Origin of the sequence: Desulfurivibrio alkaliphilus AHT 2 (assembly GCF_000092205.1) — a bacterium.
Lineage (GTDB): Bacteria > Desulfobacterota > Desulfobulbia > Desulfobulbales > Desulfurivibrionaceae > Desulfurivibrio > Desulfurivibrio alkaliphilus.
This window is the reverse complement of the sequence record NC_014216.1, coordinates 2,438,514-2,465,306: the sequence shown is the minus strand read 5'-3', so window position 1 is coordinate 2,465,306 and position 26,793 is coordinate 2,438,514. Positions and strand designations below refer to the sequence as shown.

General features: G+C 57.4%; 17 protein-coding genes. 5 read left to right on the top strand and 12 right to left on the bottom strand.

The genetic code is table 11. The features are described 5' to 3' along the window. Positions 1 to 45 precede the first annotated feature (45 nt). Complete coding sequence (locus tag DAAHT2_RS10775) at positions 46 to 1,422, bottom strand: M16 family metallopeptidase (RefSeq protein WP_013164310.1); 1,377 nt, start codon at positions 1,420 to 1,422, stop codon at positions 46 to 48. Between the two features lie 307 nt (positions 1,423 to 1,729). Here DAAHT2_RS10775 and recQ point away from each other — a divergent pair, with 307 nt between their 5' ends. After that, entirely contained in the window at positions 1,730 to 3,559 is a 1,830-nt protein-coding gene (recQ, locus tag DAAHT2_RS10770) for a DNA helicase RecQ (protein WP_013164309.1), read from the top strand. Between the two features lie 45 nt (positions 3,560 to 3,604). Here the strand turns inward: recQ and DAAHT2_RS10765 are convergent, their stop codons facing one another. Then, on the bottom strand, positions 3,605 to 4,369 hold the full coding sequence (locus DAAHT2_RS10765; protein ID WP_013164308.1) for a DUF481 domain-containing protein: 765 nt from the start codon (positions 4,367 to 4,369) through the stop codon (positions 3,605 to 3,607). A gap of 223 nt (positions 4,370 to 4,592) precedes the next feature. Between DAAHT2_RS10765 and DAAHT2_RS10760 the strand changes: the two genes are divergently transcribed. After that, positions 4,593 to 5,741 carry an iron-containing alcohol dehydrogenase gene (locus DAAHT2_RS10760; RefSeq protein WP_013164307.1) on the top strand — a complete coding sequence of 383 codons (1,149 nt, stop codon included), beginning with the start codon at positions 4,593 to 4,595 and terminating at the stop codon, positions 5,739 to 5,741. A gap of 149 nt (positions 5,742 to 5,890) precedes the next feature. Here DAAHT2_RS10760 and DAAHT2_RS10755 read toward each other — a convergent pair whose 3' ends face one another. The 10 genes from DAAHT2_RS10755 to DAAHT2_RS10710 form a co-directional block, all read right to left on the bottom strand. Next, on the bottom strand, positions 5,891 to 7,000 hold the full coding sequence (locus DAAHT2_RS10755; RefSeq protein WP_013164306.1) for a hypothetical protein: 1,110 nt from the start codon (positions 6,998 to 7,000) through the stop codon (positions 5,891 to 5,893). A gap of 18 nt (positions 7,001 to 7,018) precedes the next feature. Beyond that, on the bottom strand, positions 7,019 to 9,466 hold the full coding sequence (locus DAAHT2_RS10750) for a cytochrome c3 family protein (protein WP_041718975.1): 2,448 nt from the start codon (positions 9,464 to 9,466) through the stop codon (positions 7,019 to 7,021). A 68-nt stretch (positions 9,467 to 9,534) separates the two neighbouring features. Beyond that, positions 9,535 to 10,455, bottom strand: a complete 921-nt coding sequence (locus DAAHT2_RS10745) for an NHL repeat-containing protein (RefSeq protein WP_041718973.1) — start codon at positions 10,453 to 10,455, stop codon at positions 9,535 to 9,537. A 59-nt stretch (positions 10,456 to 10,514) separates the two neighbouring features. Next, positions 10,515 to 12,263 (bottom strand): formate dehydrogenase subunit gamma, encoded by a 1,749-nt coding sequence (locus tag DAAHT2_RS14000; RefSeq protein ID WP_013164303.1) that lies wholly within the window; start codon positions 12,261 to 12,263, stop codon positions 10,515 to 10,517. Continuing rightward, positions 12,253 to 13,347 carry a multiheme c-type cytochrome gene (locus tag DAAHT2_RS10735; protein ID WP_013164302.1) on the bottom strand — a complete coding sequence of 365 codons (1,095 nt, stop codon included), beginning with the start codon at positions 13,345 to 13,347 and terminating at the stop codon, positions 12,253 to 12,255. The genes DAAHT2_RS14000 and DAAHT2_RS10735 overlap by 11 nt, the downstream gene beginning before the upstream one ends. Beyond that, a complete protein-coding gene (locus DAAHT2_RS10730) occupies positions 13,344 to 14,438 on the bottom strand; it encodes a hypothetical protein (protein WP_157861470.1) in 1,095 nt (364 codons plus the stop codon). The genes DAAHT2_RS10735 and DAAHT2_RS10730 overlap by 4 nt, the downstream gene beginning before the upstream one ends. 29 nt (positions 14,439 to 14,467) lie before the next feature. Next, positions 14,468 to 15,031 carry a cytochrome c3 family protein gene (locus DAAHT2_RS10725; RefSeq protein ID WP_041718969.1) on the bottom strand — a complete coding sequence of 188 codons (564 nt, stop codon included), beginning with the start codon at positions 15,029 to 15,031 and terminating at the stop codon, positions 14,468 to 14,470. Between the two features lie 23 nt (positions 15,032 to 15,054). Next, on the bottom strand, positions 15,055 to 16,377 hold the full coding sequence (locus DAAHT2_RS10720) for a hypothetical protein (RefSeq protein ID WP_013164299.1): 1,323 nt from the start codon (positions 16,375 to 16,377) through the stop codon (positions 15,055 to 15,057). Continuing rightward, a complete protein-coding gene (locus tag DAAHT2_RS10715; protein WP_041718967.1) occupies positions 16,377 to 18,515 on the bottom strand; it encodes a multiheme c-type cytochrome in 2,139 nt (712 codons plus the stop codon). The genes DAAHT2_RS10720 and DAAHT2_RS10715 overlap by 1 nt, the downstream gene beginning before the upstream one ends. Before the next feature lie 543 nt (positions 18,516 to 19,058). After that, entirely contained in the window at positions 19,059 to 20,198 is a 1,140-nt protein-coding gene (locus tag DAAHT2_RS10710; protein ID WP_083774423.1) for a serine hydrolase domain-containing protein, read from the bottom strand. 345 nt (positions 20,199 to 20,543) lie between these two features. Between DAAHT2_RS10710 and dnaN the strand changes: the two genes are divergently transcribed. The 3 genes from dnaN to gyrA all read left to right on the top strand — a co-directional run bounded on the left by dnaN (position 20,544) and on the right by gyrA (position 26,792). Then, positions 20,544 to 21,674, top strand: a complete 1,131-nt coding sequence (gene dnaN / locus DAAHT2_RS10705) for a DNA polymerase III subunit beta (protein ID WP_013164296.1) — start codon at positions 20,544 to 20,546, stop codon at positions 21,672 to 21,674. A gap of 105 nt (positions 21,675 to 21,779) precedes the next feature. Further along, the gene (gene gyrB, locus DAAHT2_RS10700) at positions 21,780 to 24,185 is read left to right on the top strand and encodes a DNA topoisomerase (ATP-hydrolyzing) subunit B (protein ID WP_013164295.1); all 2,406 of its coding nucleotides are present in this window, start codon (positions 21,780 to 21,782) and stop codon (positions 24,183 to 24,185) included. A 93-nt stretch (positions 24,186 to 24,278) separates the two neighbouring features. After that, complete coding sequence (gene gyrA / locus DAAHT2_RS10695) at positions 24,279 to 26,792, top strand: DNA gyrase subunit A (RefSeq protein ID WP_013164294.1); 2,514 nt, start codon at positions 24,279 to 24,281, stop codon at positions 26,790 to 26,792. The last annotated feature ends 1 nt before the right edge of the window (position 26,793 follow it).

Below are 26,793 nucleotides of genomic sequence, written 5' to 3'. Positions count from 1 at the left end.
CGCCGCAAGGTGGGGTGCCCCGTGATCGCCTACGGTTTTGCCCGCTCATCGCAGATGCCCCTCAAAGTACCCCGGCGGGTCGTCGGGATCAATGGGCAGGGGCTCCAGCCAGCCCACCGTGCGCTGCTCGCGGTGGAAATAGCGCTGTGCCACCGCCTGCACCTGTTCGGCGGTCACCGCCCGCACCCGGTCGGTGATCTCATCCACCGTGCTCCAGCCCAGGCCCACCTGCTCCAGCATCCCCAGTTGCATGGCCTGCCCCTGCACCGAATCGAGCCGATAAACCTCGCGGGCGACCACCTGCGCCTTAACCCGTTCCAGTTCCGCCGCCGTCACCGGTTCTTCCTTTAGCCGCTCAATGGTGGCGGTGAGCGCTTCTTCCAGTTCCTTAAGCTCGACGCCGGGGGCCGGGGTGGCGCTCAGGGTAAAAAGGTTGTCCAGGCGGGAAAAGGCGTTATAGCCCGCACCGGCACCCACGGCCAGTTCCTGCCGGCGCACCAGTTGGCGGGCCAGGCGGGCGCTTTCCCCGCCATCCAGCACACCGGCGGCCACCAGCAGGGCGTAGGCCTCCCACTCCTCTTCGGCGGTCATCAACACCGGCACCTTGTAGCCCATCAGCAGCACCGGCACCCGCGCCGGCGCCCGCACCACCAGGCGACGCTCGCCGCGCTGGGGGGTCTCGCGCCGGGGCTTGATCTCCGGCAGCTCACGGGCCTCAATGGGGCCGAAGTAACGCCGCGCCAGCTCATGCACCTGCTCCGGCTCCACATCGCCCACCACCACCAGGGTGGCGTTGTTGGGGGCGTACCACTTATCGTACCAGCGACGCAGGTCGTCCACTCGGTAATGCTCGATATCGGTCATCCAGCCGATGACGGGGATGCCGTAAGGGCTGTTGAGCCAGGCCGTGGCATTGACATGCTCAAATAGCAAGGCGTTGGGGTTGTCCTCGGTGCGCAGGCGACGCTCCTCCCGCACCACCCGCATCTCCTGAATGAACTCCTCTTCATCCAGGGTGAGATTGCGCATGCGGTCGGCCTCCAGCTTCAGCGCGATCTCCAGGCGATCGGCGGCCAGCAATTGGAAGTAGCCGGTGTAGTCGCGGCTGGTAAAGGCGTTTTCCCGTCCGCCCTGCTCGGCAATAATCCGCGAGAACTCGCCGGCCGGGTAGCGGTCGGTGCCCTTGAACATCATGTGCTCCAGGGCATGCGAGATCCCGGTGATGCCGCCGTATTCATAAGATGAACCCACCCCGTACCACACCTTGGAGATCACCACCGGGGCCCGGTGGTCCGGTTTTACCAACACCTTCATGCCGTTGCCAAGCGTGAACTCGTGCACATCCTGGGCAAAGGCCACCGGCGCCAGAAAGAGCACCAAGAGGATGACAAGGAGGAGGGTCGGCCGCTTTAGATCCTTCATTTCTGCTTATTCCTCACTGGTTATTGATTAACACCTGATGATGCATCAGACACCAGTATCGCGGTTCGGTTTCAAAAAAACAACCTCCCGGAACGAAGCTGGGCCGTGGCGGTTGGCCTCAAGCGGTGGCACAACCCTTTACTATTGGGTAACCGGTTGCTAATATGCGCCCGGCGGGCAAGACCGGAGATGGCTTTGGCAACCTATCGCTTTTCTTCTGTCATTGCCCCCATTGACCAACGCTGCCCCCGTAACCAGCTTACCCAGTGGCCCCAGCTATCCGTTGCCTTTTGGTTAATTATTTAATATGTGCCCCCAGATTGAACAAACCCTGAAGGATGTTTTCGGCTTCGCAAGCTTCCGCCCCCAGCAGCGGGAGATCATTGAAGACCTGCTGGCCGGCCGTGACGCCTTTGTCTTGATGCCCACCGGCGGCGGCAAGTCGCTTTGCTACCAGCTCCCCGCCCTGCACCGGCCGGGGGTGGCCATCGTGGTTTCACCGCTGATCTCGCTGATGAAAGACCAGGTGGACGCGCTCAAGGCCCAAGGCATCAAGGCCGCCTGCTACAACTCGGCCCTGGAAGCGCAGGAGGCCCGGCAGGTGCTGGCCCGTTTGCACGGCGGGGAGCTGGATTTGCTTTATGTCGCCCCGGAACGGTTGATGAGCGAGGACTTCCTGGGCCGCCTGCGGGAACTGCAAATCGCCCTGTTCGCCATCGACGAGGCCCACTGTGTTTCCCAGTGGGGGCACGACTTCCGGCCCGAGTACATCCAACTGGGCCGCCTGCGGCAAAAATTCCCCGGCATTCCCCTAATCGCCCTCACCGCCACCGCCGAGCCCCATACCCGCAAGGATATCATCGCGCGGCTCAATCTGGAAAAAGCCCGCTGCTACCTCACCAGCTTCGACCGCCCCAACATCCGCTACACGGTGCTGGAAAAGAAAAGGCCCTTTAACCAGTTGCTGGATTTCCTCGACGGCCGCCGGGAGGAAGCGGGGATCATCTACTGCCTGAGCCGCAAGCGAGTGGAACAGCTCACCGCCAAGCTGCAGGAGGCCGGTTTTGCCGCCGCCAGCTATCATGCCGGCTTAAGCGGCGAAGAGCGAAGCCGGGTGCAGGAGGCCTTCCTGCGCGATGACCTGCCGCTTATCGTCGCCACGGTGGCCTTCGGCATGGGGATTGATAAATCCAATATCCGCTATGTGGTGCACCATGACGTGCCCAAAAACATCGAGGGCTATTACCAGGAAACCGGCCGGGCCGGCCGCGACGGCCTCAACTCAGAGGCCCTGCTGCTCTTCGGGATGGGGGATGTGGCCCTGGCCCGGGGGCTGATCGATAATTCCCAGAACGAAGAACGGCGGCGGATTGAAAACCACAAACTGGCCGCCATGGTGGGCTTTGCCCAGGCCACCGGCTGCCGCCGCCGGGTGCTGCTGGGTTATTTCGGCGAAACTCTGGCCGCCGACTGCGGCAACTGCGACACCTGCCTGGATCCGCCGGAGATGGTGGAGGTTACGGAAGACGCCCGCAAGGCCTTAAGCTGCATCTACCGGGTCAACCAGCGCTTCGGCCTGGGGCATGTGGTGGATGTGCTGCGGGGCTCGAAAAACCAGCGGCTGCTGGAGCTGGGCCACCACCGGCTCTCCACCTACGGCATCGGCGCCGACCGCGACAAGGATTACTGGCAGGCCCTGTTGCGGCACCTGATTCACCTGGGGTATGTGGAGCAGGACGTGGGCAACTTTTCGGTGCTCAAGCTCCATCAATCCAGCCGCCCCCTGCTGCGGGGCGAGGCCACCTTGCAGATGGGGCGCCCCCGCACCAAACCGGCGCCCACGGCAGAGGCTGGCCCGACGGTGGCCGCCGGCGGCAAAAGCGGCCGGGCCGGTAAAGGACCGGCGGGCCTGGCGGCGGCCGATCGGGAAATCTTTGAGCAACTGCGGCGCCTGCGCAAGGAGATCGCCGACCAGGACGGCGTACCCCCCTTCGTGGTCTTCAGCGATGCCGCCCTGGTGGCCATGGCCACCCAGCAGCCGAAGGATGATAAAGAGTTCCTGCAGATCCACGGGGTGGGCCAGTACAAACTGGAACGCTACGGGGAACGTTTTTTGAACGCCATCAGCAAGATGTAATAGCCTGGCTGGTCGCCCGAAGATGCGGTGCTACTGAACGATTACCTATTGCCAGCTTACAACCAGGCGGGTGTAGTAGGTGGTGTCCAGCCGTTCTTCCACCACCGGCTGGTTGTTGTAATCGTTACGCACCCCCATCCGCAGCTTCCAGAAATCGCCGACGCCCACCGGGACTTCCAAGGCGCTGTCGTGGAGAATCCGGTAGTCGTCAAAATCGTCCAGGCTGGGGGAATAGGTAACCTCGTTGCGCAAGCTCCATTGCCGGCCGAATTCGTAGCGGTGAATCAGCCCCAAGTCCATGGTGGGGTCGGAATCGTTTTCGATATCGTTGTCGTAGCGGGTGTAGCGGTAACCGATACCGCTCCGGGCCACCAGCGTATGGTGCTCCTGGTTAATCAACCGGTAGGATAAACCGGTACCGGAAGTGGAGCGCAACTTGACCCGCTCGATCACGTCTTTTTCCAACGCCGTGCGGATATACCAACCCAGGTACTTGCTGGGGAAGGATTCATAGTCGACCACCCCCAGCATCTGATCGGTGCTCTTCTCGCCATCGGTTTTCTTGCGCTCATATTCGGCAATCAGCTTCAAGGCATCATCGGGACCCTTTAAAACGGCGGTCAGGCTGCCACCCAGGCCAAACTCCCGCGTATTGCCTTCCTTGCCGGCCAGGTCGAGGGCGGCCTCGTACAGCCAACGACGAAGTTTCTCTTCACCGGCTTCAGTTGCACTCAAGGCTTCGGGCTCGGCGGCCGCCGGAACAACAAAGACAAGCATGGCTAGCAGGACCTGCACAAAACGAAAAAACATAGATTAACCCTCATCTTTTGGTCATGAACAAAGTTAAATTAATGGACAATGTCAGCCAACCTTAAACTACTGACCAGCACAAGAAAATTTTCTAAAATTTCGCTCCTTGGCTGTTATCATACGGGCCGGAAACTTGCCAGAAATTTATCTGCTTGACAGCCGCCGCGCCCGGCTCCTATGGTTACTGCGACTGTAGATTGAAATTTTACCAAAGGAGTCTTCCATGTATGATTTTGTCTTTCACAATCCCACCAAAATTATTTTCGGTCCCGACCGGGAAAGAGAGATCGGCCGGGAGCTGAAGGATGCCGCCGTCGGCCGGGTGCTGCTGGTTTATGGCCGCAGTTCGGTAAAGCAAAGCGGTTTGCTGGCGCGGGTAAGCGATGCTCTCAAGGCCGAGGGGATCGAGTTTTTCGAGCACGGCGGGGTGGTTTCCAACCCGGTGCTGAGCCATGTTCGGGAAGGCATCGCTTTGGTCCGCCAAAACCGGGTGGAGGCGGTGCTGGCGGTGGGGGGCGGCTCGGTGCTCGACGAGGCCAAGGCGATAGCCGTGGGGGTAGTGGCCGAGGTCGATGTCTGGGAGTTTTTTACCGGCCGGGAGGTCACCGCCGCCCTGCCGGTGTTTACCGTACTTACCCTGGCCGCTTCAGGCAGCGAGATGAACGGCAATGCGGTGATCACCAATGAGGAAACCCGGCAGAAGTACAACATCGGCACCAGCCACGTCTACCCCCGGGTGTCCATTCTCAACCCGGAGCTGACCCATACGGTGAGCCCGGAGTATTCCGCCTACGGGGCGGTGGACGCCATTGCTCACCTGATCGAGGCCTACTTCACCAAGCAGCCGGGCACCAATTTGCAGGACCGGCTGGTGGAAGGGTTGATCCTGACCATCATGGAAAATGCCGAAACCATCCGTGATCAGCCGGACCACGCCCAGGCCCGGGCCTCCATGATGTGGGCCGCCACCCTGGCTTTAAACGGCCTGACCCCGGCCGGGGTCGGCCCCTACACCTTCCCCAACCACATGATCGAACACTCCTTAAGCGCCCTTTACGACATCCCCCACGGGGCCGGGCTGGCCGTCGTCATCCCGGCCTGGATGCAGTGGTACCGGCCGCAGAACCCTGGACAGTTCCAGCGCTTCGCCAGCCAAATTTTTGGCTTGCACGACGGCGAGGAGGGAATTGTGGCCCTGAAAAAATGGTTCTCCAGCCTCAACTGCCCCACCACCCTGCAGGAGGCCGGAATAGCCGCCGCTGATATCCCCCTGATCAGGGACAACGCTTATGATACCGCCAAGCTGTGGGAGGTAGATAAGCTTTATCCGCCGGAGTCCATCGAGGAAATCCTGCAACTGGCGACGCGCTAAGCGACGGCGAGCAAGCAAACAGCGGCCATGATCGACGAAAAAGCCCGACCTTTGCCGGTATATTTTCCGGGAAAGAGCGGGCTTCGTTTTTTATCTCTGTTCGCGGGGGTAAGAGGTCACATGGTGCCCCGTGATCGCTTACCGCTGGGTTAAAAGAGATCGGCGATATAACCGGCCCCATGGTAATGGCAGGAGACGCAGTCGCCGATATAACCGGCAAAGTGCAGCGAACCTCGCAGGTTATTGCCCACCTCCGGGCCCTGTTGGTGGGTGTGGCACACCGCACAAAGCTGCTCGAAGTTTCGTTCGCTTACTGAAACCGTGGCCTCCAGCGCGGCGGCCTCGGTCAACTCACTGGCCGTATCCGCCCGTTCGGTGATCAGGTAGGGGTTGCCGGAGGAGTGAACAAAGTGGCAGTCGGTACACCGCAGGGTCATCCCGGCGTCGTATCCGGCCCGGTAGACGTTGGGCAGCCCGGCCGACACCACCGGCTTGTCGGCCTGATCCTGGCCGGCTCGGAAGCCGTGGATATCGGCGGTGGCCCGCCGCTCGGCATCGGTGCTCCCGGAGCCCATAAAGGCCCGCTTGAGATCGGTAAAGACCGGCTGCTGAGGCAGCTCGGGATAGCGCAAAGGGGGCGGTAAAATATCCCCCGCCGGAGTGGATACCCCGTCGAGATCATGGCAGGAGAGGCAGAAGTCGTTGATGTTGTTATAGGCGACACCGGCCCGGAAGTGGGTCAGGTCTTCGTTGAGATCGAAGTTGCCGTCCATGTTGGAACGCTCATGGCAAACCACACAATCGGCATCCCGCAAGGCGCTGCCGCCGATATGGGTAATGGTGTGGGCATGCTCCTTTTTGAACTGCTCGGCACCGGCAATAACCCCGTTGTTACCGTGGCAGATCAAGCACTCCCGCCCCTTTACCGGGTCCAGGCCGTTGGTGTCGTGGCAGGCCAGGCAGGAACGCTGGACATCGCCCCCCACCCGATCGGCCAGCCGTACCAGGCTTTTGGCGATCCCTTCCACCTCGGCATGCAGATCCTCCAGCACGTTGATGGTATGGCAGGTAAGGCAATCCTTGCGACCCCAACCCAGACCACCGGCGTGGTCATCGGAGTTAAGCAGCCGCGGGGCCACCCCGGTGCCGGGAGGGGCGTAATCATCCTTGGCCGGGGAACTGCTGCCGCCGCAAGCGGCCAGCAGCAGGCCGGCTGAGATCGTTAGTATCGCCAGGGATATTTTGCTCCAGCTTTTCATCGCCTGCCTCTGTCTTGCTTAGTTGCCGCGGAATCGCCGCAGCAGTTCCCGCAGAGCGCCAACCGGATCGTCGGCGTAGTAAGGGCTGTCTTCGGTGCGTGCCTTTTCCTCGTGATAAAACAGGTATTTGGTCCGCACCTCACTGCCGTGGCAATCCACACAGAAGGTGTCGGCTGGGTCGCCCAGCTTGAGGAAGGCCTGCTGGGGCGATGTTACGACCTTGTCCTCCCGGGCCAGCAGTTGCCGGCTCCAGACGTGGGGATCGTGGCAGGTGGCGCAGACAAATTCCCGCTCCACCGCCGCCATGGTCGCCTCGGGGTCAGCCAGATCAAGCCGGGCCAGCAAGGCCGGATCGGTCAGCAGCAGGGCCTCCGGATGACGGTACAGGCTCACCTGGGATTTCTCGCCGGGCTCACCGGGCCGATGGCAATCCAGACAAAGCCGGTTGGGCTCCTTCTCCCCGGGCAGCACGCCGGTCAAATCGCGCCCCCAAAGCCGGTCGCCGTGGGCGTTGTGGGGGGCATGGCACTGTTCGCAAACCCCCAGCTCGACGGCCCGGCCGGCATGGGCCGAGAGGTCGTGGTCGCTGTCGATGACCAGGGCCGGAGTTCTGTGGCACTGGGCGCAAAGCTCGCCGTGGCGGTTGTCGATGAGCAGGAAGCTGCTGCTCACATCCCCTTCCATCAGGTAGCCCGGACCCGGTTCGGTCTGGCCGGGCGCCCAGCGATGGACATCATGGCAGGAGAGGCAGGTGATTTCCAGCTCGGCCAGCTCCTCGCTGCTCTCGCCAATGGCCGGCTTTTCCCCCATGGGATGGCTGATTTCGCCGATCAGTTTTTCCCGGCCCACCCGGTTTTCCTCGTGACAGGAGAGACAGTAGAAGTTTTCCGGGTTGCGGCTGATGGCCTCGGGATAACTCACCTCCGGCGGCGCCACCGCAAAGCCCACCGGCTCCGGCCCTTCATGCATCAAATGGCAGGCCCCGCAGGCGCCGCTCATCCCCGGCAACTCGCCGCGGATATTGCGGTATTCCAGTTCAAACAGGCGGGGATCATGGTTGGCTCCTTCCACCACCATCTGCTCGGTATGGCAGCGGGAGCACATCTCGGTGAAGTCTTCCACCCGCAAAAAACGGGTGGAGATCAGACCCCGTTCATCCCGCCCTTCCAGGGTGCCGTAAACCTGCCCCAACGACTGGTGGGAATCGTGGCAGGTGTTGCAGTAAACCTTGTCACCCGGAGTGAAGTCGTGGTTGTAAAGCGGCAGACCATGATCATCCCGGGGGCTGGCGCCTTCGAGATCGACCCCGACGCTATGGCTGTACGGTCCGGCCAGTTCCATCTCCATCCGCCCGCGGCCGGGGCCGTGGCAGGTGTTGCAGGCCTCGGTGGCCGGGTCCTCGCCGACCCTCATCTCCTGCTGCCAGCCGTGGGCGCTGTGACAGATGCCGCACAGGCCGGCATCTTCCACATGCTGCCGGTTGAGGTTTTTCAGCCGCAATTCACGATCGGTGATCAGCAGGTTGTGGGGGGTGTCTTTGATCACCTTTTTGTTGTCATGACAAGAGAGGCAAAGATCCGATTCCCGGCCCGGGACCATCACCAGCAGGGCCTGATCGTCCTGCGCCTGGTGGATATTATGACAGGACTGGCAGGTCAGCCGGTCGTCTTCCAGCCAGGCGCCGGCTTCTTCCAGGGTGGCGGGGAATTCGGCCTGATCAAACTCCACATCCATCACGTGGGCCAGAAAATCACCTTCGCCGGCCCGTCGGATATTTTGGTCTTCATGGCACTGGCCGCAGAAGTTGGCCATCCCTGCCGCCACCGGCAAAAGGCTCTCCTGCTGTTTGGCCCCATGCACCACGTGACAGGAGTTACAGATGACCTCATCGGTCATTTTCCGCCCCGGCCGCAGGCGCATTTCTCTCAAATCCGAGGGGAAACCCTTTTTTATCTCCTCACCGATGGAGTGGCGTCCCTTGGCGGGACCGGCGTCATAATCCTGATGGCAGGCCATGCACATCTCTGAGTTGGGGTTTTCCATGCGTAAAAAAAGATCGTAACTCAACTCTTCAACTTCCCCGGACTGGGCCGAATGGATGGTGTGACAGGTGCCGCAGTAAATCTCATCGTTGACGCTTAATGGGAAGCGTCGCTCATCAATCTCCACCTTCTCCGATGGTTTTTCAAACACCGTATGCCGTTTACCGGTCCAGACGTACCGGTCATCGGCGATGTAACCGTCATGGCAGCTGTAGCACATATCCTCATCACTGACCACGCCGTAGGTGTTTTTCATTAACACATTGTCACCCACCCAAGGGATCAGGGTTTCAACATCCTGTTTGAACTCGTCCATCCACATAACATGACAGACGGCGCACTCCCGCTTGGATGATTCTTCAAGCAAAGAACCGACAGGTTGGGCCTGGGCCTGAGCAGTGATGATCAGCAACCAAACCGACATGGCTAGCAGAACCGGAGTCCAGAACCTTCGGCAGCATGCTGTTTTTACCCTGTTCCGCCCAAGTCCGCTCATGGTTCCAATCTCCATACGCTTACCCGGTTTTCCAGCTGTTCCACCACATAGAGGCGATTATTGGCGAAGACCATGTTGGTGGGGGTCCGAAAGCGGATATTTTCACCCTGGGAATCAGCCAGGATGCCCACCAAACCGCCGGCCGTCCGAAAAACCTGGATCACCCCGGTATAACTGTCGGACACAAAGGCCCTGTCGCCCACCACCAAAACCCCTTTGGGGCGGAACAGCCGGCCCGGGGTGATCCCCCAGCCCCCCAGCCACTGGGCCGGCCGCCCGGAGGCGCGAAAACCTTTGACCCGGTTGTTGATCACATCCACCACAAATATTACCCCGTCAGCATCGATATCCAGGGTGGCGGGAAACCGGAACTCATTGCCGGCTTCCCCGAATCGCCCCCAGTGACGGAGCCTTTCGCCTTCCCGGTTGTAGACCTGAACTCGGTGGTTGTTATTGTCGGCCAGAAAAATCTCTCCAGCCGGGGAGACCACGCAATCGGTGATATCCGGCTTTTCTCCTTCCCTTACCGGGGCGACGTTAAAACTTCTCAACAGCTCGCCCCGGGCTGAATAGGCCAGCAGGCGCCCGGTTTCAGCATCCGGCACGTAAACCCCCCCTTCGCCGCTGGCGCAGATCCCGATGGCCCGGGGAATTTCGCGCGGGCTGCCGAACTGGCGGCGATAGTTGCCGTCGAGATCGAAAACCGCCACCCGGTGGTTCATGCCATCCAGGACATAAAGCTCGCCATCGACGACACTCAGATCGGTGGGTTGCTCCAGAGCCTGGCCAGCCCCCTGTTCTATGGCAAAATCAAACTCCACCACGATCTTCTCGTAGTTCAGGGAGGCCAGGGCCGAACTCGGCCCCATGGCCAGCAGCATCACCCCGGCCAGCAGCAGCGCGGCAAACCAGAACATTACTCGCAGCTTATCGCTTACACTCGCCCCTGCTCGGCTTACCTTCCAACAGGTATACATCAGCGACCCTCCCGGCGCGGTGAGAAAAGCTGGGGCAGGTGAAAACGCTCTTCCTGGTCGTGTTTTTCCAGCAAACCCAGGATGGCAGTACCGGTCAACTCCCTGATCCGGTGTTCTGAGTAACCCAACTCCCGCATGGGCAGGTACTGGATCTCCGGATCGTGGCAATCCCGGCAGGAAATCGGCTCCGGGGTCAGGCCGTCGTGGATACGGCGCAGATAATCCACCCGCTGACCACGGCTTAATGTGGCCTGCAGCTCCTGATATTCAAGGCTCAAAGCGGCCAGATCGGGTCCGTCGAAGCGCTCCAGCCGGCCGTTACGCCGTACGAAGGGGGAGATGCGGCATTCGACCCGCTCTTCCACCCGGGTATCGCAGCCAAAGGCCTCTTCCTGGACCTCACCGTCATCTTTGGAGAACCAGCGGAAGGTGCTGAACAGCTCTTCCCCGTTCTGGTGCTGGGGCACATGGCACACCTCGCAGGAAAAGTAGAAGGTATGCATGTTAATGTAGGAGCGGATCTCTTCGATATCCTCATGCACCAGGTCACCATGGCAAGCCACACAGGAGGAGTGCCGGTCCGAGGCGATGTCGATGCCCACGTTATGGAAGTGCCCGCTCAAGCCCTCGATGGAATCCAGCCGGTAGCCCCGGTACTCCTCCTTGTTGTTGAATCCTTCCAAGGCGCTGATGCCCTCCAGCCGCACCTCTTCAAGCACCGTTTGCGGCGGCGGTTCAATCAACTTGGGCCGCTCCCGGGGGAAAAAGCCGTGGGAGCTGTAGATGGAGAGATCCAGGATCATCCAGATCAGCACCACGGAAACCGCGGAAATGACCCCACCAAAGATCAATTTGGTGGACTTTCTTTCCTGCCAGTGGTGCTCATGCTCGCTGGGATCATACTGGCCCTTGATTTCATGCTCCAGGCCCTCGGCCTTCATCATCACCACGTACTCGTCGTAATGCTCCTCGATCATGTCGTGTTCCGACAGGTAACCGGTGATGAATACCCGGCCCATGGGAAACTTGTGGCGATGCAGATGGGTGTTGTAGATATGCCAGACCAACAGGAAGCTGGCGGCCAGCAGGGCCTCGTCGGTATGGGCGATGTAGGAGATGTTGAAAACAATCCCGGGCAGATAATGGGAGAAGAATTCCAGGTTCCACATGAAGATGCCGGTCAGACCAAGCAGCGGGGTACCCCAGTAGACGGCGAAGTAGTCGAACTTCTCCTTCCACATGAACTTATCGTAACGGGGTTTTTTGTCGCTGATAAAAAGGTGGTATTTTACGTAATCCACCAGGTCGGTGCCGTCTTTTACATGGGGAATCATCGGGATGTTGTAAAAGGCCACCAGGGCGTTCCAGAGAGAGAACTCGCCGCGCTGGCGCATGGGCTTGATGTCTTCCCGGTAAAAAAGGGCGATGAAGTAGATCATGTGGTAGACAAACAGCGTACACAGGGCCACCCCGGCGATCCGATGCAGGATGGGAGCCATCTCGATCCCGCCCAGCAGGGCGAAGACCTGCTGCCAGAAAGCCGAGTCCGGAAACTTCAGGGGAAACCCGGTGAGGATCAGAATCAGTACCGACAGGGCCAGCCAGATGTGCTGGATCCGTTGGTGCAGGCTGAAGCGGAAGAAAAACTTCTCGCCGTTGTAGACATAGATCCGGTTTCTCCGGAACTCATAAGGAGAAACGGGCAGCTCCGTCATGGGCCGTTGGTTATCGTTGCCGCTACTTGTCATGATTCTTGTCCCTTTCTTTGATCAAACTGGCATTCGGGAAAAGGCCCCGAATCTGCTCGAGAATCATCAGCACGTAAACCCCGATCAGTACGCCGGCCAGAAGCACGATGAACATGTAGTATACGTAGCGCTCGACTATGAACTCCGGCAAGTGGGTGTCGATATGAACCCCGATATCGCCCACGTAAGGCCCGGCGTTTTCATGGCAGCCGATCTGGCTGCAAGTGGCCTGCCGGTTGTCGGGATGAATGGCAGACAGGGGGTCTTCCTGGCTGCGAATCAGATGCACCGACTCACCGCGGTTGCTGTGGCAGTCGGTACAGTCAGGCTGGGTGCGGCCGCCGAAGGCGGTCCACTTGGCGTGGAAGGTATACTTATAGGAGTAAACCGCCCGCTTAAGGCCATGGCGCTCGATGATATCCGGGTTGTCGTGGCAGTTGGCGCACATCTGCTCGATAACATCGGCGGAGCGGGTATGCTCCAGGCGACTGCTGACATGCTTGTAAAAGGACTCGGTGAACCCTTCCCCTTCATGGCAGGAGATACAGCGCTCCATGGCCTGTTCATCGAGGCCCTCGTAAGCATCACCCTTGAAGTAGGTCATGGGCTGGTACATGGGCTCTTCCCGGTGGCAGTCGATACAGCCCGGCATATCGTCGGCGTACTTTTTCAGGTTGCCCTCTTCATCGTAGCGGGAGTGAGCGCCCCGGGTCATGAAATCCTGGATCCGCTCATGGCTGAAACGCTCCCCGGTGGAGGGCTCTACGATATGGCACTGCTTGAGGCAGTTGACCTCCTCCACCGGCAGCGTATGGGGAACCATGTCGATGTCGCTATGGCAATCGCCGCACTGCACCCGGTAATGGGGTCCATGCTCCAGCAACCGTTCGTTAATGAACAGCAGGCGCAATTCCCGGTTATCGTCCACCCTGGACAGGCCCGGGTATTTGTGGCACATCATGCAGTTTTCCGCATCGGCGTGATAGTAGCGATCCGCCGCCGCCTCCTGGCTCCAGGCCAGGGAGACCAGCAGCAGGCAGCACAGCGCCCCCAGGGCCGGTAATGTCTTTCCGCTCAACCTCATCTGTCAATTCCTCCTGCACCATGACAGGCCGCGCATAATGTTCCCTCGCGGGCCGGCAATCGCATGTTCCTTTCCGGTTTAAGTTCACTGACAGGCCGCACCTCACTGCGAAAATCCGGCAACCCCAGACGAAAATCCCGCCGCACCGGCTTGCCGGGACGGACCATCTGCTCATATTTGCGATAAACCTCCGGCGGCAGTTGCTCTTCGTCGTAGCGCTTGCCGGCAGGATGGGAGGGTGGAAAAACCCCTTTTTCGTGCGGGTTATGGCAAGTAGCGCAGGTAACCCGACCTTTTTCATCCAGGGGCAGCACCACTCCCAGTTCCTGTTCCGCCTGTTGCACCGCCGCCAGGGTTTTTTCCGATGGCTGTTCCAGGTGTTCGGCGGCCCCGGCATGGGGGGTCAGCAGGTGGCAGCCGATACAGGTTACCGACATTTCCTTGCGCAGTTGATAATCCCGGGCCGGTTCCGCCTCGGGGTCCGGTACCTGGCTGTGGCAAAAGAGACAGCGCCGCTCTTCAACGGCCCCGATGGGGTCAAGCTGACCCTCGTGGGGGTTGTAACCTTCGGCATCTTCCCGGTGATGACAACTGTAGCAGAAATTCAGCAGTTCCGGTTCACCCGCCACCACTTCCACCGTCGGCGGCACCGGTCGCAGGAAGTTAACTTTTTCCCGGCGGTCACGCCGCTCACAAGCCGGAGTATGGTCATGACAGGTCAAACAGGTGGTCCGTCCCTGGTCATCGAGGGAAAATTCCGCCGGAATGGTCACCGCCTCGGAATCCACCCCGCCCACCGGATGGGGTTCCCGACTGGCCCGGCCCCGGGTATGGCAGACCGTGCAGGTGGTGTTGCCGTCTCCCAGCAGATAGAGTTGCTGCCGGTCCGGCCGGGCGGCATGGCAGGCCCCGCAGGCGTTGGCCCGCCAATGGGGATCTTCCCGGTAAAACTCCGCCCCGAAAGACCTGGTCAGCTCCGCTTCGATGTCCGCCAGGGGGGTATCGCCGGCCCTGGCGTAATCCAGGACCATGACCAGCACCATTACCGTCGCCAGTAATCCGGCCCCCGTCAGCCACCCCCGTATGTTCATGCCTTCCTTAATCATAACTGTGGTCCGGTTTAGAATCTTCTTCTGCCGCTGTGACAGTCGATACAGAAATTAGCGGTATGGCAGGCGTTGCAGGAGGCCGGGTCGATCTGGGCCTCAATCCCATGAAAGTAACGGTAAGACCTGCTATGAACCACGTTGAAATTGGTGTCCCGCCGGGTGTGGCAATCGTTGCAGAACGACGGATTATTATGGCAGGAGACACAGGTCTGACGATCGTTGCGGGCATCCAGGCCATGGTCCCTGGTCCAGTCGTGCAGGTGGGTGGGAGGGCGGATGTCATCCATCTCGGTGTGGCAGGCCATGCATTCCTGGGTGGCGGCCAGATCGCGGGTTTCCGGATCGACATGGCAGTAATGGCAAATGGTCATGGTGCCAAACAACGCCTCTTCGGAAACGGCGAAGACCTTGGGAAACTCCTGTTCCTCCAAGGTGGTGAAGTAATGGCAGTCCAGGCAGCCGAAACCATGTTCCACCAGGCTATCGACATGGATATCGTGGTCAAACTGCTGGGTCGGAGTCCTGGCAATCAGACCGGCACAGCCGGCCATGACCAGCAGGCTGAGAATAATCAAGGCTGTATTTCTACCGGAAAAATTCATGGGCCAACCCTTTGTGCGGCCCTGCCCAGGGCAAAGCCGAAGAGGTAATCAAACCGCAGCCCGACCCGAAAATCGTTGCGGTACTCAGGGTTATCGCTGCGTTCCAGGTAACCGGCCAGCTTCCACCGGTCACCCGGCTTATAACCCAGCTCAACATTGACGCTCCTGGCGTTTTTTTCGTCCCGGAGGGGTTTGCTGAGCCGAACCAGTTCCAGGCCCACCAGCAGGTTCCAGACCTGATCGTACTGGTAATCGACACTTAAGGCCAGGCCATTGGCCTCACTGAGGTGGCTGTTGAAATGGTAAAGGCCGGCGTCGAACAGCACACCCCGGGATTCGCGGTAATCGCCAATAACCCCGCCTTTCACGATCCGACCCCGGCGCCAGGCGCCGTCGGGCATCTCCAGTTCGGTAAAAACCGAGCTCTGATAAAAGGCGATTTCCGGCCGCCAGTCGTAGGTGACGGTATACTTGGCCCGATCCTCACGGCCGGTGGAGAACAGGGTGATGATCAACTCCCGGTCGGCGGGATAATTGTCGCGCACATCGTAGCGATCAGCCTGGAGCACGACCCGCAGCCGGGGGGGATAAATCACGAACAGGCGGGCGCTGAGGCGGTCCACCGCCGACTGATCCGGGTTGTAATCCAGGCTGCCGTCCACGGCCACGATCACCTCATCCCGTTCTTCCTGGCGCCGGGTAAAGTAATAATCCTTACCCCCGCCGACGCCGATAATTTCCCGGTAGACGTCGCCACCCCCGCCTTCCCGGGAATAAGAGGCGTTGGCCCGCACCCCTTCCACCCCCCGGAGGAAGATCTTGCCGCCGGCCAGGTAATCGCCGGAATCCCGGAACTGGCGCTCGAAGCGATCATCGTGAATTTCCATGTAACGGGGCTGGCCCAGGTATAGTGAATAACCGAAGGGCCGGTTCGGGCGCTGGGTGAAATGAACGCCGTCCAGGGTCAGAAAACGGTGGCTTTCCAAGGGGAAACGGCCGAACAATAAATCGTTGCGCCCCTCAAAGGTGCGGTGGTTGCCGTAGAGGTAGTAAATGCCGGTGGCGGAATCGCCCCGCTGCCATTCATAGGCGTATTTGCTGAAGCCATGTACCGAGAGGTTGGTCACCGGCAGGCGTTTGGCCTCAAAGGAGAGGTAATTGACCATCACCGACTCCCGGCTGCCGTCGCGCACTTCGCGATCCTCGTAACCCATGGTGTATCTGCCGCTTACCTCGGCACCGGTTACGGTCTTACCGGCCAGAAAGACCAGCAGCAGGATGAGGGAGAAAACTCCGATTTTGCCGGATGCAATCTTCATCAGTATCCTTCCAGGTCTTCCAGGCTCAGGCGCAGCAACTCCGCCGCATAGGGATAGTTGTGGAGGCCGAAGCTGCCGTCTCGTTTAACAAACAGGTAGTTGTAGGCCGCCCGGTTTACCGACTCCAGCCTGTTACCGCTCAGGCTCTGAGCATAGTTATGGATAATCGGCGACTGCAGATCCTCCCGGCCGGCCACCTCGTTGATCCGCTGTTGCAACTCCTGCAGCCGATCCCTGATCTCGCTCATGCGGCCACCGTAATCAAAGCGGTTGCCTTCCGCCGGCAGGGCGTACTCACCGACATGGCAATCCTTGCAGCCGATAACGGTGTAGTCATCGGCGGCAAACATATCTTCACCGTCATACAGCCGCCGCTGGTGGGTAGTCACTTTTTTACCGGGTTCGCTGGGATGTTCGGCCATCATATGGCAGGCCACACATTTATCTCCCACCAGCACTTCGCCGTGGGTCCGGCCGGCAATATCCTCGCCGTAAGTGTACCCCCCGATTCCCTCCATCATCTCCGCCTGGTTGCCATGCAGGTCCTCCCCCACCGCCGGCAGGGTAATGTAGGCGTTGTGGCAGGAATAACAGACCGCCGCAGTACCGGCATCAAAGGTCATTTCAATGAAATCATCAGAGGTGCTGTTGGCCTTAAGTTGCACCGCAACCTCTCCGGCCAGCCGCAACTGATAGCCATAGCCACTTTCATCGTGGGGGTCGTGACAGACCACGCAGGTGATCCCCTCCGGTTGCTCGATTACCTCGGGTTCCAGGGTCTTGCCATGCATCCGGCCGATGAAATACTGACCCACGTGGCAATGGTAGCAGGGATAGGTATCCACCACCCGAATCCGGCCGTCTACCACGTAATGGGCGTTGACATGGAGGTCCCCTTCCCAGGCATAGTAGTAGTCCCGGCCGCTGATCTGCTCATCGGGGCGGATGTTGTGGCAGGCCATACAGGGGCCTTGGCTAAGGCTGGCCTGGTAAGGGTGCTGAAAGCCGGTGCTGTCGGGAGGGGTACCGTCCCGACCGCCGGGGCCGTGGCAGGATTCACAGTTCACCCCCTGCAAGTGGGGAGCATCGGCGGCGGTTTTACCGCTTCCGTCAGCATCGTAAAAAAAGTCGGCAAAACCCCAACCCGGGTCATAGGCAGTGGCGTTGCGCTCGGTGACCAGAAAGCCGGTGGTATGGCAGTTGAGACATACCGGGTCAAGGCGATCAACTGGGTCAAGATTATCGTATGCCGCCGCATGGTTGGACTCCTGCCAGGGCGTAATCAGGTCACGCAGGGTGTCACGGCCGTAAATATCCTTGTAGGCTGCACCAACGTACTGTCCGGCATGGCAAAAGCTGCAGTAACTGGTAATTTCCCCGTTTTGCTCCACATAACTGTAACTGCCGGCGGTAATGGTGATACTGTCCTGATCGTCGGCGACGGTCAGTTGCACGATATAGCGGCCCACCAAGTCGGGGATAATTTCCACTTCCCGGCCGGTGCCTGTCAGTTGCGCTGCCGAACCTTCCGGTTTGCTCAACAGCTCCCAGTCGTAAGCGGGGTAATTTTTATGACTGATATCGGTTTCCCGCCCCTGTAACTGCACCCGCTCGCCCAGTTGCGCCACCTTGATTCCCCGCAAGGGATCGGCAATGGGATCGCCGTTTTTTAAAACCTGCTCGGCATCGGCATATCCGTCCCAACCCACTTCAATCAAGGGTAGGGGGTGGGGTTTAGCGGTGGGGGGGGTATCCCGGATTGCCACCACGAAGCGGCCAAAACCATCCAAGGTGGCAACCAGTACCGCCCGCTCAGCGATATGACTGGAGCTCCTTTGCTGACCGTCATGCAGCAGGAGCAATTCATCGGCCAGCCCCTGGGCCTCCACCACGCTTTCCCGGTAAGGAATCTCCACCATCACCGTGCCGTTGCCGGCCACTTCGTTACCATCGGAGTCGAAGAGGGTAAGGGTATAAAGATTACCCACCGGGATAAACCCGTTTTCCCTGACCGGCGCCGGATCAAGTTCGATGAGCAGGCGACCGCCGGCGGCCATCGTGAGATTTTGCGCACTGACCATCAAGCCGGAAAATTCGCCGCTGCCGGTAAACGAGATTTCTCCCTGGGCGTTTACCACGGCGCTGGTCTCGCGAACGTCGCCGATTACATGATCAGCTGCAGATTTGGAACCATCGGAATCGCCACGGCAGGAAAAAAGAAAGAGCAGACAGAACAGACAGAGAAAAAAAGAAAGAGGGAAGAAGGTGCGGAGAAAAGAAAATTCGGAAAGAGGAAATAAGGTTTTTGCTGGACCTGTAGGGGATAACGGTGGACCACCTGGTGGTCTACTAACCAAGCGCAGCCGACGGCAAAAAAAGTCCATGGCTTTACAACCCTCCTCCTGTTACTGCAACCTCACGTTTCACTTCCTGACAACACAGAAAATGAAAACCCTCGGGAGTCAGCTATAGTGAAAAAGGAAAAACCATGTCAACCTAAAAATTGTTATCGCGCTTGAATTTACTTAAAAATAATTCTTAATTGTTTACAAAAAAAACCTTTTCAAAACCAGTTAGTACAAAGGTCCGTTGTAAAAAAAATCTTATTTTTCTCTTTAAGAGAAATATAAAATAGCCCCATATTTTCAGTGATTTAATAAAATGATTGTTCTTTCTTTTTTTTACATATGGGTTAATTCCAGTTGCTCCATCACCAACTGATGAAAGCGCGGCCTGATTTTTTTTATCTTATTGTTACTGCGGCAAGGATGGACCCTGTTAGTGAGCAGCACCAGGATTACTTTTTTTTGAGGATCCAACCAGAAAGATGTTCCGGCATAGCCCAGATGACCTATACTCTCTCCCGACAGATAAGGCCCTCCGGAAGAGTTTCTTGGCGATGGGGTATCAAACCCGACAGCCCAGGTGTTTGTTCCAGTTAGATCCCACTTTCGGCAACACCGGCGTAAGATTTCACTTTTAAACAACTTTTTTTCCGCTGGTATTTTCTCTTCTTCCCAGCCAAGATCAAACAGGTACTCCAACAACTGCATCACCCCGGTAATGGAACCAAAAAGGCCGGCATGTCCTGCCGCTCCTCCCAGCAGGGCACAATTTTCATCCCCCACCTCACCCCGCAGCACCCGTCGTCGCCACAGGCAGTATTCTCCGGCGGCATATATTCCCGGTCTTATCCGGCCGGTAAGGTTAAAAAATATTTTTTTTTCCAAGCCCAGCGGCCGGTAAATATTTTCATCCAGGAAAGTATTTAGGTTTTTTCCGCTTAGCTGTTCAATGATAAAGCCGGCCAGGATATAACCAAGATCACTGTACAAAGAACGGCTGCCGGGGGGGTAAACCAAAGGGGTTTGCCTAATGAGTTCAATGATTTCTTTTTTAACCTGCCGGTAAAGGCCCGCTTTAACCTCTTGGTAGAAAGGGAAATAAGCCGCCAAACCACTGCGATGGGTAAGAATATCCTTAAGGGTTATTTTTTGCTTATCAGGCGGCATTTTAACCACCAATAAATCCTCCAGGGTGGTATCAAAGTTGAATTTTTCCGTGGTCATCAAATGCAACAGGGCCGGCAGGGTGGCCAGAGGTTTGGTGAGCGAGGCCAGATCGAAATAGGTTTCTTCACTTATCGCTTGTTTATCTTCACTCCGATAGGAGGTGTCACCCCAGCAGTTGACCATCCTCCGGCGCTGGGTGTAATCTCCCAAGATAACCGCTGAGGCCGCTCCGGGAAAAATTCCTTGAGCCAACGCTCGACTGAAAAAACTATCTAACATTTGGTTTTGTTGAGAAAAAAATTTTTTCATTATTATTTTTATTTCCCTAAAATTATTTATTTTTTTCCATTTATCCGGTATATTTTTGCGATTATCTTTCGGGGTATAAAAAACCTTGAAAAGATGGATAAAAAAAAGGTTAGCAGAGAGCCAACCAAGTTATCAACATAACCATCGACCAGGGGTGTTGGCTGGATGTTGAAAAGTTGTGTAAAAAACAAAAACCTGGTTTTCGGTTTTTTTTGAAAAAGCTTTTTTTGAAAAAAAATATAAATAATTTAAAGGTTTATTCGGTTATTCCACAATTCAACGAAATTTAATAACCATAATATCTTTTTAATTACATCTCTCTTACTAATTACAAGGGACAACATCATGACTCTCGCCTTCAACGTTTCCCGTTTGGATTTTCTCACCGCTTTGGCCGCCTTGCAAAACATCACCGGTAAAAAAGGAACCCTGGCGGTACTGGCCAATATCCTCCTGGAATCAGACCAGGAAGGCCTGGTGATGACGGCGACGGACCTGGAAGTTGGGATTCGCTGCCGGATCCCGGCTGAAATTCTTTCACCCGGCAGCGTTACCTTGCCGGCGCGTAAGCTGTTTGAACTGGTGAAAGAGTCTGAGGAAAAACATCTTCACCTGGAGGAGCAGGAAAACAGTTGGGTTAAGATCAGTGCCGAGAGCAGCGATTGCCGCCTGTCCGGTATCTCCGCCGATGAATTTCCCTCTTTTCCCCCTTATCGGGAAGATAATCTGGTGGCCATACCCACCGCCCTGATGACCGACTTGATCGATAAAACCATCTATTCCGTGGCCCATGAAGGTGAAAATAATTTTAACCTGGCGGGGATTTTACTGGAAAAAGAGATCCTGGATGAAGGCCATTTTCTCAGGATGGTTTCCTCCGATGGCCATCGGCTGTCGATGATGGAGGGCAAAGTGGAAACCGATCTGAGTTCGTTGGAGATGGATAGAGTAATCTTGATTCCCAAGAAGGGTATTCAAGAGATTCGCAAGCTCTGTGACGAGGAAGAAACCGTTCTGCTGGGTTTGGAAGAAAAACAGGCGGTACTGAAAGCCGGAGGCTACACCCTGGTTGTTCGTCTGATGAGCGGAGATTTTCCCGACTATAAAGGGATTATCCAGGTGATTAACAAAGCTAAGCATATCGGTATTGACCGGCGGAAGATGATGCACTCTTTAAAAAGGGTTAATATCTTTACCGAAGATCGCTATAACGCCGTAAATTTCATTATTGAAAACGACAAGATAACCCTCTCTTCCCAGAATATGGACTACGGCAGCGCCCGGGAAGAGGTTCCCGCCGGGTACCAGGGAGAGAGCATGGAGATAGGTTTCAACGGCAAATATTTCTATGAAGCGCTGCAGGTTATGGATAGTGAGAAGGTAAAGGCCTATATCAATTCCGAGGAAAGCCCCTGTCTGCTCCAGGGAGACAAAGACCCCGGTTATCTCAGTGTTATCATGCCCATGAAACTCTGATTGTAAGCGGTCAGCCGGCACCGGCCAAATCGGCCAAGCAACAGACCTGAACCTGAGTTAAGTGACCGCTTGGGAACCTAAAACCAAAAAAGTGGAACCACAGCCTTGAGTGATAACGAAACAGTGACCAACGATTACGGCGCCGCCCAGATCAAAGTTTTAACCGGCCTGGAAGGGGTAAGAAAAAGGCCGGCGATGTACATCGGCAATACCGCCGAGGAAGGTTTACACCACCTGGTCTACGAGGTGGTGGACAACAGCATCGACGAAGCACTGGCCGGTTACTGTGACCGGATTAAAATTACCATCCACAAAGACGGCAGCGTCAGTTCGGAAGACAACGGCCGCGGTATCCCGGTGGAGATCCATCCCACCGAGGGGGTCTCTGCCCTGGAGCTGGTCATGTGCACCCTCCATGCCGGCGGTAAGTTCGATCATTCTACCTACAAGGTTTCCGGCGGTCTGCACGGCGTTGGGGTTTCGGTGGTAAACGCCCTGAGTCTTAAGACCATTGCCGAAATTAAACGCAACGGCAAGATCCATCGCCAGACCTACCGCTACGGAGTCAAGGAAGGCGAGGTGGAAGTGGTTGGTGAAACGGAAAAAAGCGGCACCAAGATTACCTTCCTGCCCGACCCGGGGATCTTTACCGAAACCACCGAATTCAAATATGAGATTATCCAGGCCCGTTTGCGGGAACTGGCTTTTCTTAACAAAAACGTCAAGATAAAAATCCACGACGAACGTACCGGGGCCGAGGACGAGTTTCATTTCAAGGGCGGGATCAAGTCTTTCGTCGAGTATCTCAATCGCAATCGGACCCCGGTGCACAGTGAGCCGGTTTTCGTTCAGGGGGGAAAAGACAACGTACAGGTGGAGGTGGCCTTCCAGTATTTTGAAGGCTACACCGAGCGGCTGCACTCTTACGTCAACAACATCTACACCAAGGAAGGCGGCAGCCACGTGGCCGGTTTCCGCATGGCGCTGACCAAGTGTATTAACCGTTATGCCAGCGACGATATCGTACCCAAGAACCTGCGGGAAAAACTGAGTGGCGACGATGTAAGGGAAGGGATCACCTGTATTATCTCCACCCGGGTGCCCAGCCCCCAGTTTGAGGGCCAGACCAAAACCAAGCTGGGTAACAGCGAGGTTAAATATATCGTCGATTCCATCTGCCACGAAAAGATTTCCCGTTACCTGGAGGAAAACCCCCAGGAGGCCCGCAAGATCCTGAGCAAGGCGGTGGAAGCGGCCCGGGCCCGGGAAGCGGCTCGCCGGGCCAAGGAGCTGTCCCGTAAAAAAGGCAGCGGCATGGATGTCTTGATGGCCGCCAAACTGGCCGAATGCCAGACCAAAGACCCCGCGAAACGGGAGATTTTTCTGGTGGAGGGCGACTCCGCCGGCGGCAGCGCCAAGCAGGGCCGGGATCGCTTCTTCCAGGCCATTCTGCCCTTGCGCGGCAAAATCATGAATGTGGAAAAGGCCCGTTTTGAAAAGGTGCTGAGCAGCGAGGAGATCAAACAGATCATCGCCGCCCTGGGTACCGGTATCGGCAAGGAAGAGTTCGACCTCGATAAGCTGCGCTACCACAAGATCATCATCATGACCGACGCCGATGTCGACGGAGCCCATATCCGCACCCTGCTGCTGACCTTCTTTTACCGCCAGATGCTGCCTTTGGTGGAAAATGGTAACGTCTATATCGGTCAGCCGCCGCTCTACCGGCTGAGCCGGGGTAAAAAGGAAAAGTTTTTCCTGGATGATTATTCCCTGAACAGTTTCCTCTTTCAACAGGCCAGCACCATGTGCAGTGTCAACACGGAAGATGGGCGGACCGTGGCAGGGGAGGAGCTGGTTGCGCTGCTCAAGGATCTTTCCCATTACCAGCGGCTGGTGGAATACCTGGAGCGAAGCAACCTCTGGGAAGATATCCTGCGCTTTCTGGTGACCGAAAACGTCCATTCCGCCGACCAGTTTGAAAATGAGCCGCTGTTGAACCAATTGCACCAGCGGTTGAGCGGGGAGAAGTTTATTCTGGGCAATATCCGGCCCTGCCGCTGGCGGCCCAGTTGTTATGAGTTCGACGCGGCCCTTAAGGATAAGGCCCACCTGCTGGTCACCGTGGGCCCACAGATTCCCCTGTTGCCCGAGTACCGCCAGGTTTTAAAACACTATCCCCGGGTAAGCCCTTATTTGGACGGTAAATTTACCGTGGAGGTCAAAAACCAGCAAATCGAGGTCAACTCCTGGCGAGAGATGCTGGAGAGCATTCGCAGTGAATCTTTCAAGGGCAGTTCTTTGCAGCGCTACAAAGGTTTGGGTGAAATGAACCCGGAACAGTTGTGGGCCACCACCATGAACCCGGAAAACCGGATCCTGCTGCAGGTCACCATCGACGACGCCGAGGGGGCGGACGAGATTTTCACCACCCTGATGGGGGATAAGGTGGAACCGCGGCGGGATTTCATCCAGAGCAACGCCCTGGAAGTTTCCTCCCTGGATATTTAATTTTTTTAAAATATTTAACTGTTACAGATTGTTTAAGTAACAGGCTTACAGCCCGGATTTTCCGATAATTTAAAGGTAAGGTTTTGATTTCTCATGGTTGAAACAGATAAACCGGCATTGCCGCCCACCATTTCCATCGAAAAAGAACTGCGCAAATCCTACCTTGATTACGCCATGAGCGTAATCATCGGCCGGGCCCTGCCCGATGTGCGGGATGGTTTGAAGCCGGTTCATCGCCGGGTGTTGTTCGCCATGCGCGAGTTGAACAACTACTATAACCGCCCCTTCTTAAAATCCGCCCGTATCGTCGGCGATGTAATCGGTAAGTATCACCCCCACGGCGATTCCGCCGTCTACGATACCCTGGTGCGGATGGCCCAGAGTTTTTCCATGCGCTACCCCCTGGTGGACGGCCAGGGCAACTTCGGTTCGGTGGATGGCGACCCGCCGGCGGCCATGCGTTACACCGAAGCCCGGATGACCAGAATCGACCAGGATCTGATCAGCGATCTCGATAAAGAGACGGTCGATTTTGTTCCCAACTACGACAACTCCATGACGGAACCGCTGGTTCTGCCGGCCCGCATCCCCAACCTGCTGATCAACGGCGCGGCGGGCATCGCGGTGGGGATGGCCACCAACATTCCGCCCCACAACCTGCGGGAGGTAATCGACGGCCTGATCGCCATGATCGAAGATCCCAACATTACGGTCAGCGCTTTGATGGAGCATATCAGCGGTCCGGATTTTCCCACCGGCGCCTATATCTGTGGCCGGGCGGGGATCCGCGAGGCTTACGAAACCGGTCGCGGTTCCCTGATGCTGCGCTCCCGCTGCGAGGTGGAAAAGCAGAAAAACGGCCGGGAGTCCATCATTATCACCGAGATTCCCTACCAGCAGAACAAAACCACCCTGATCGAGCGGATTGCCCTGCTGGTCAAGGAGAAAAAGATTGAATCGATCTCCGAAGTGCGGGACGAATCCGATCGTCAGGGCATGCGGATCGTGCTGGATTTGAAAAAGGATGAAAACGCTGAAGTGGTCATCAATCAGCTCTACAAGATGACCCCCTTGCAGCGCGGTTACGGGATCATCCTGCTTTCCATCGTTAATAATCGGCCGGAGATCCTTAACCTGCGCCAGATTCTGGAGCACTTTATCCTCCACCGTAAAACCGTGGTCTACCGGCGCACCGCCCATGATCTGCGCAAGGCCGAAGAGAAGGCCCATATTCTGGAAGGTCTTAAAATCGCCATCACCAATCTGGATGAGGTGGTGGAGTTGATCAAATCTTCGGCCAACCCCAACGAGGCCCGGGAAGGGTTGATCAACCGTTTCGCCTTAAGCGCCATCCAGGCCCAGGCCATTTTGGAGATGCGGCTGCACCGCTTAACCGGCCTGGAGCGGGAAAAGATCATCGAGGAGTACCAGGCCCTGATGAAAGAGATCGAATGGCTGCGCCGGGTACTGGCCGATGAATCATTGGTGCTGCAGATCATTCGCCAGGAGTTCGAAGCCATCCGGGAACAGTACGGTGATGAGCGGCGCACCGAGATCATCGAGGCCCCCGACGAAATTCTCCCCGAAGATATGATCGCCCGCGAAGATATGGTGGTTACCGTAACCCATGCCGGTTACATCAAGCGCAACCCGGTGGATTTGTACCGGGCCCAGCGCCGTGGGGGCAAGGGGATTCGCGGGGCGGGCGGAATCGATGATGACTTTATCAGTTGGATGCATGTGGCTTCCACCCACGACACCCTGCTCTTTTTTACCAACCGGGGCCGGGTCTTCTGGCGCAAGGTTTATGAAATTCCCCAAGCCGGGCGGCTGGCCCGGGGCAAGGCGGTGGTTAACCTGCTGGATCTGGCACCGGAGGAAAAACTGGCGGCGATTCTGCCGGTGCAGTCCTTTGAGGTGCCGGAAGGCAGGGAATGTTACATCCTGATGGCCACCAGGAAAGGAGTGGTCAAGAAAACCACCATCCAAGAATTCAGCCGGCCGGTGCGGCGGGGTAAAATTGCCCTGACCTTCCGTGAAGACGACGAAATTCTGGCCGCCGCCCTTACCTACGGCGATAACGAAATCCTGCTGCTCTCCCGCAAGGGTATGGCGGTCCGTTTCCATGAAGGCGATATCCGGCCCATGGGGCGCGGCGCCACCGGGGTGCGGGGGATCAACCTGGGCTCGGCCGATGAACTGGTAGGGGTATCGGTGCTTTCCGGTGACCCGGAAACTTCCATCCTGGTGGTTACCGAAAACGGCTACGGCAAGCGTACCCTGGTTGATGAATATCGCCTGATTCGCCGGGGCGGCAAGGGCGTGATGGCGATTAAAGCCAGCGAACGCAACGGCGCGGTGGTGGGCATGCTGCAGGTCACCGATGAAGACCAGGTGATGATGATCACCAACGCCGGCCAGATCATCCGCATGCCCATGACAGACCTGCGGGTAATCGGCCGCAACACCCAGGGAGTCAGGCTGTTCAACCTGGGGGCGGAAGAAAAGGTGGTGGCGCTGGATCGCCTGGCCGAATCGGTCAACGGAGAGGACGAAGACGAGCCTGAAACCGAGCCTGAAAACGAACCGGAAAACGGGGAAAAATAAG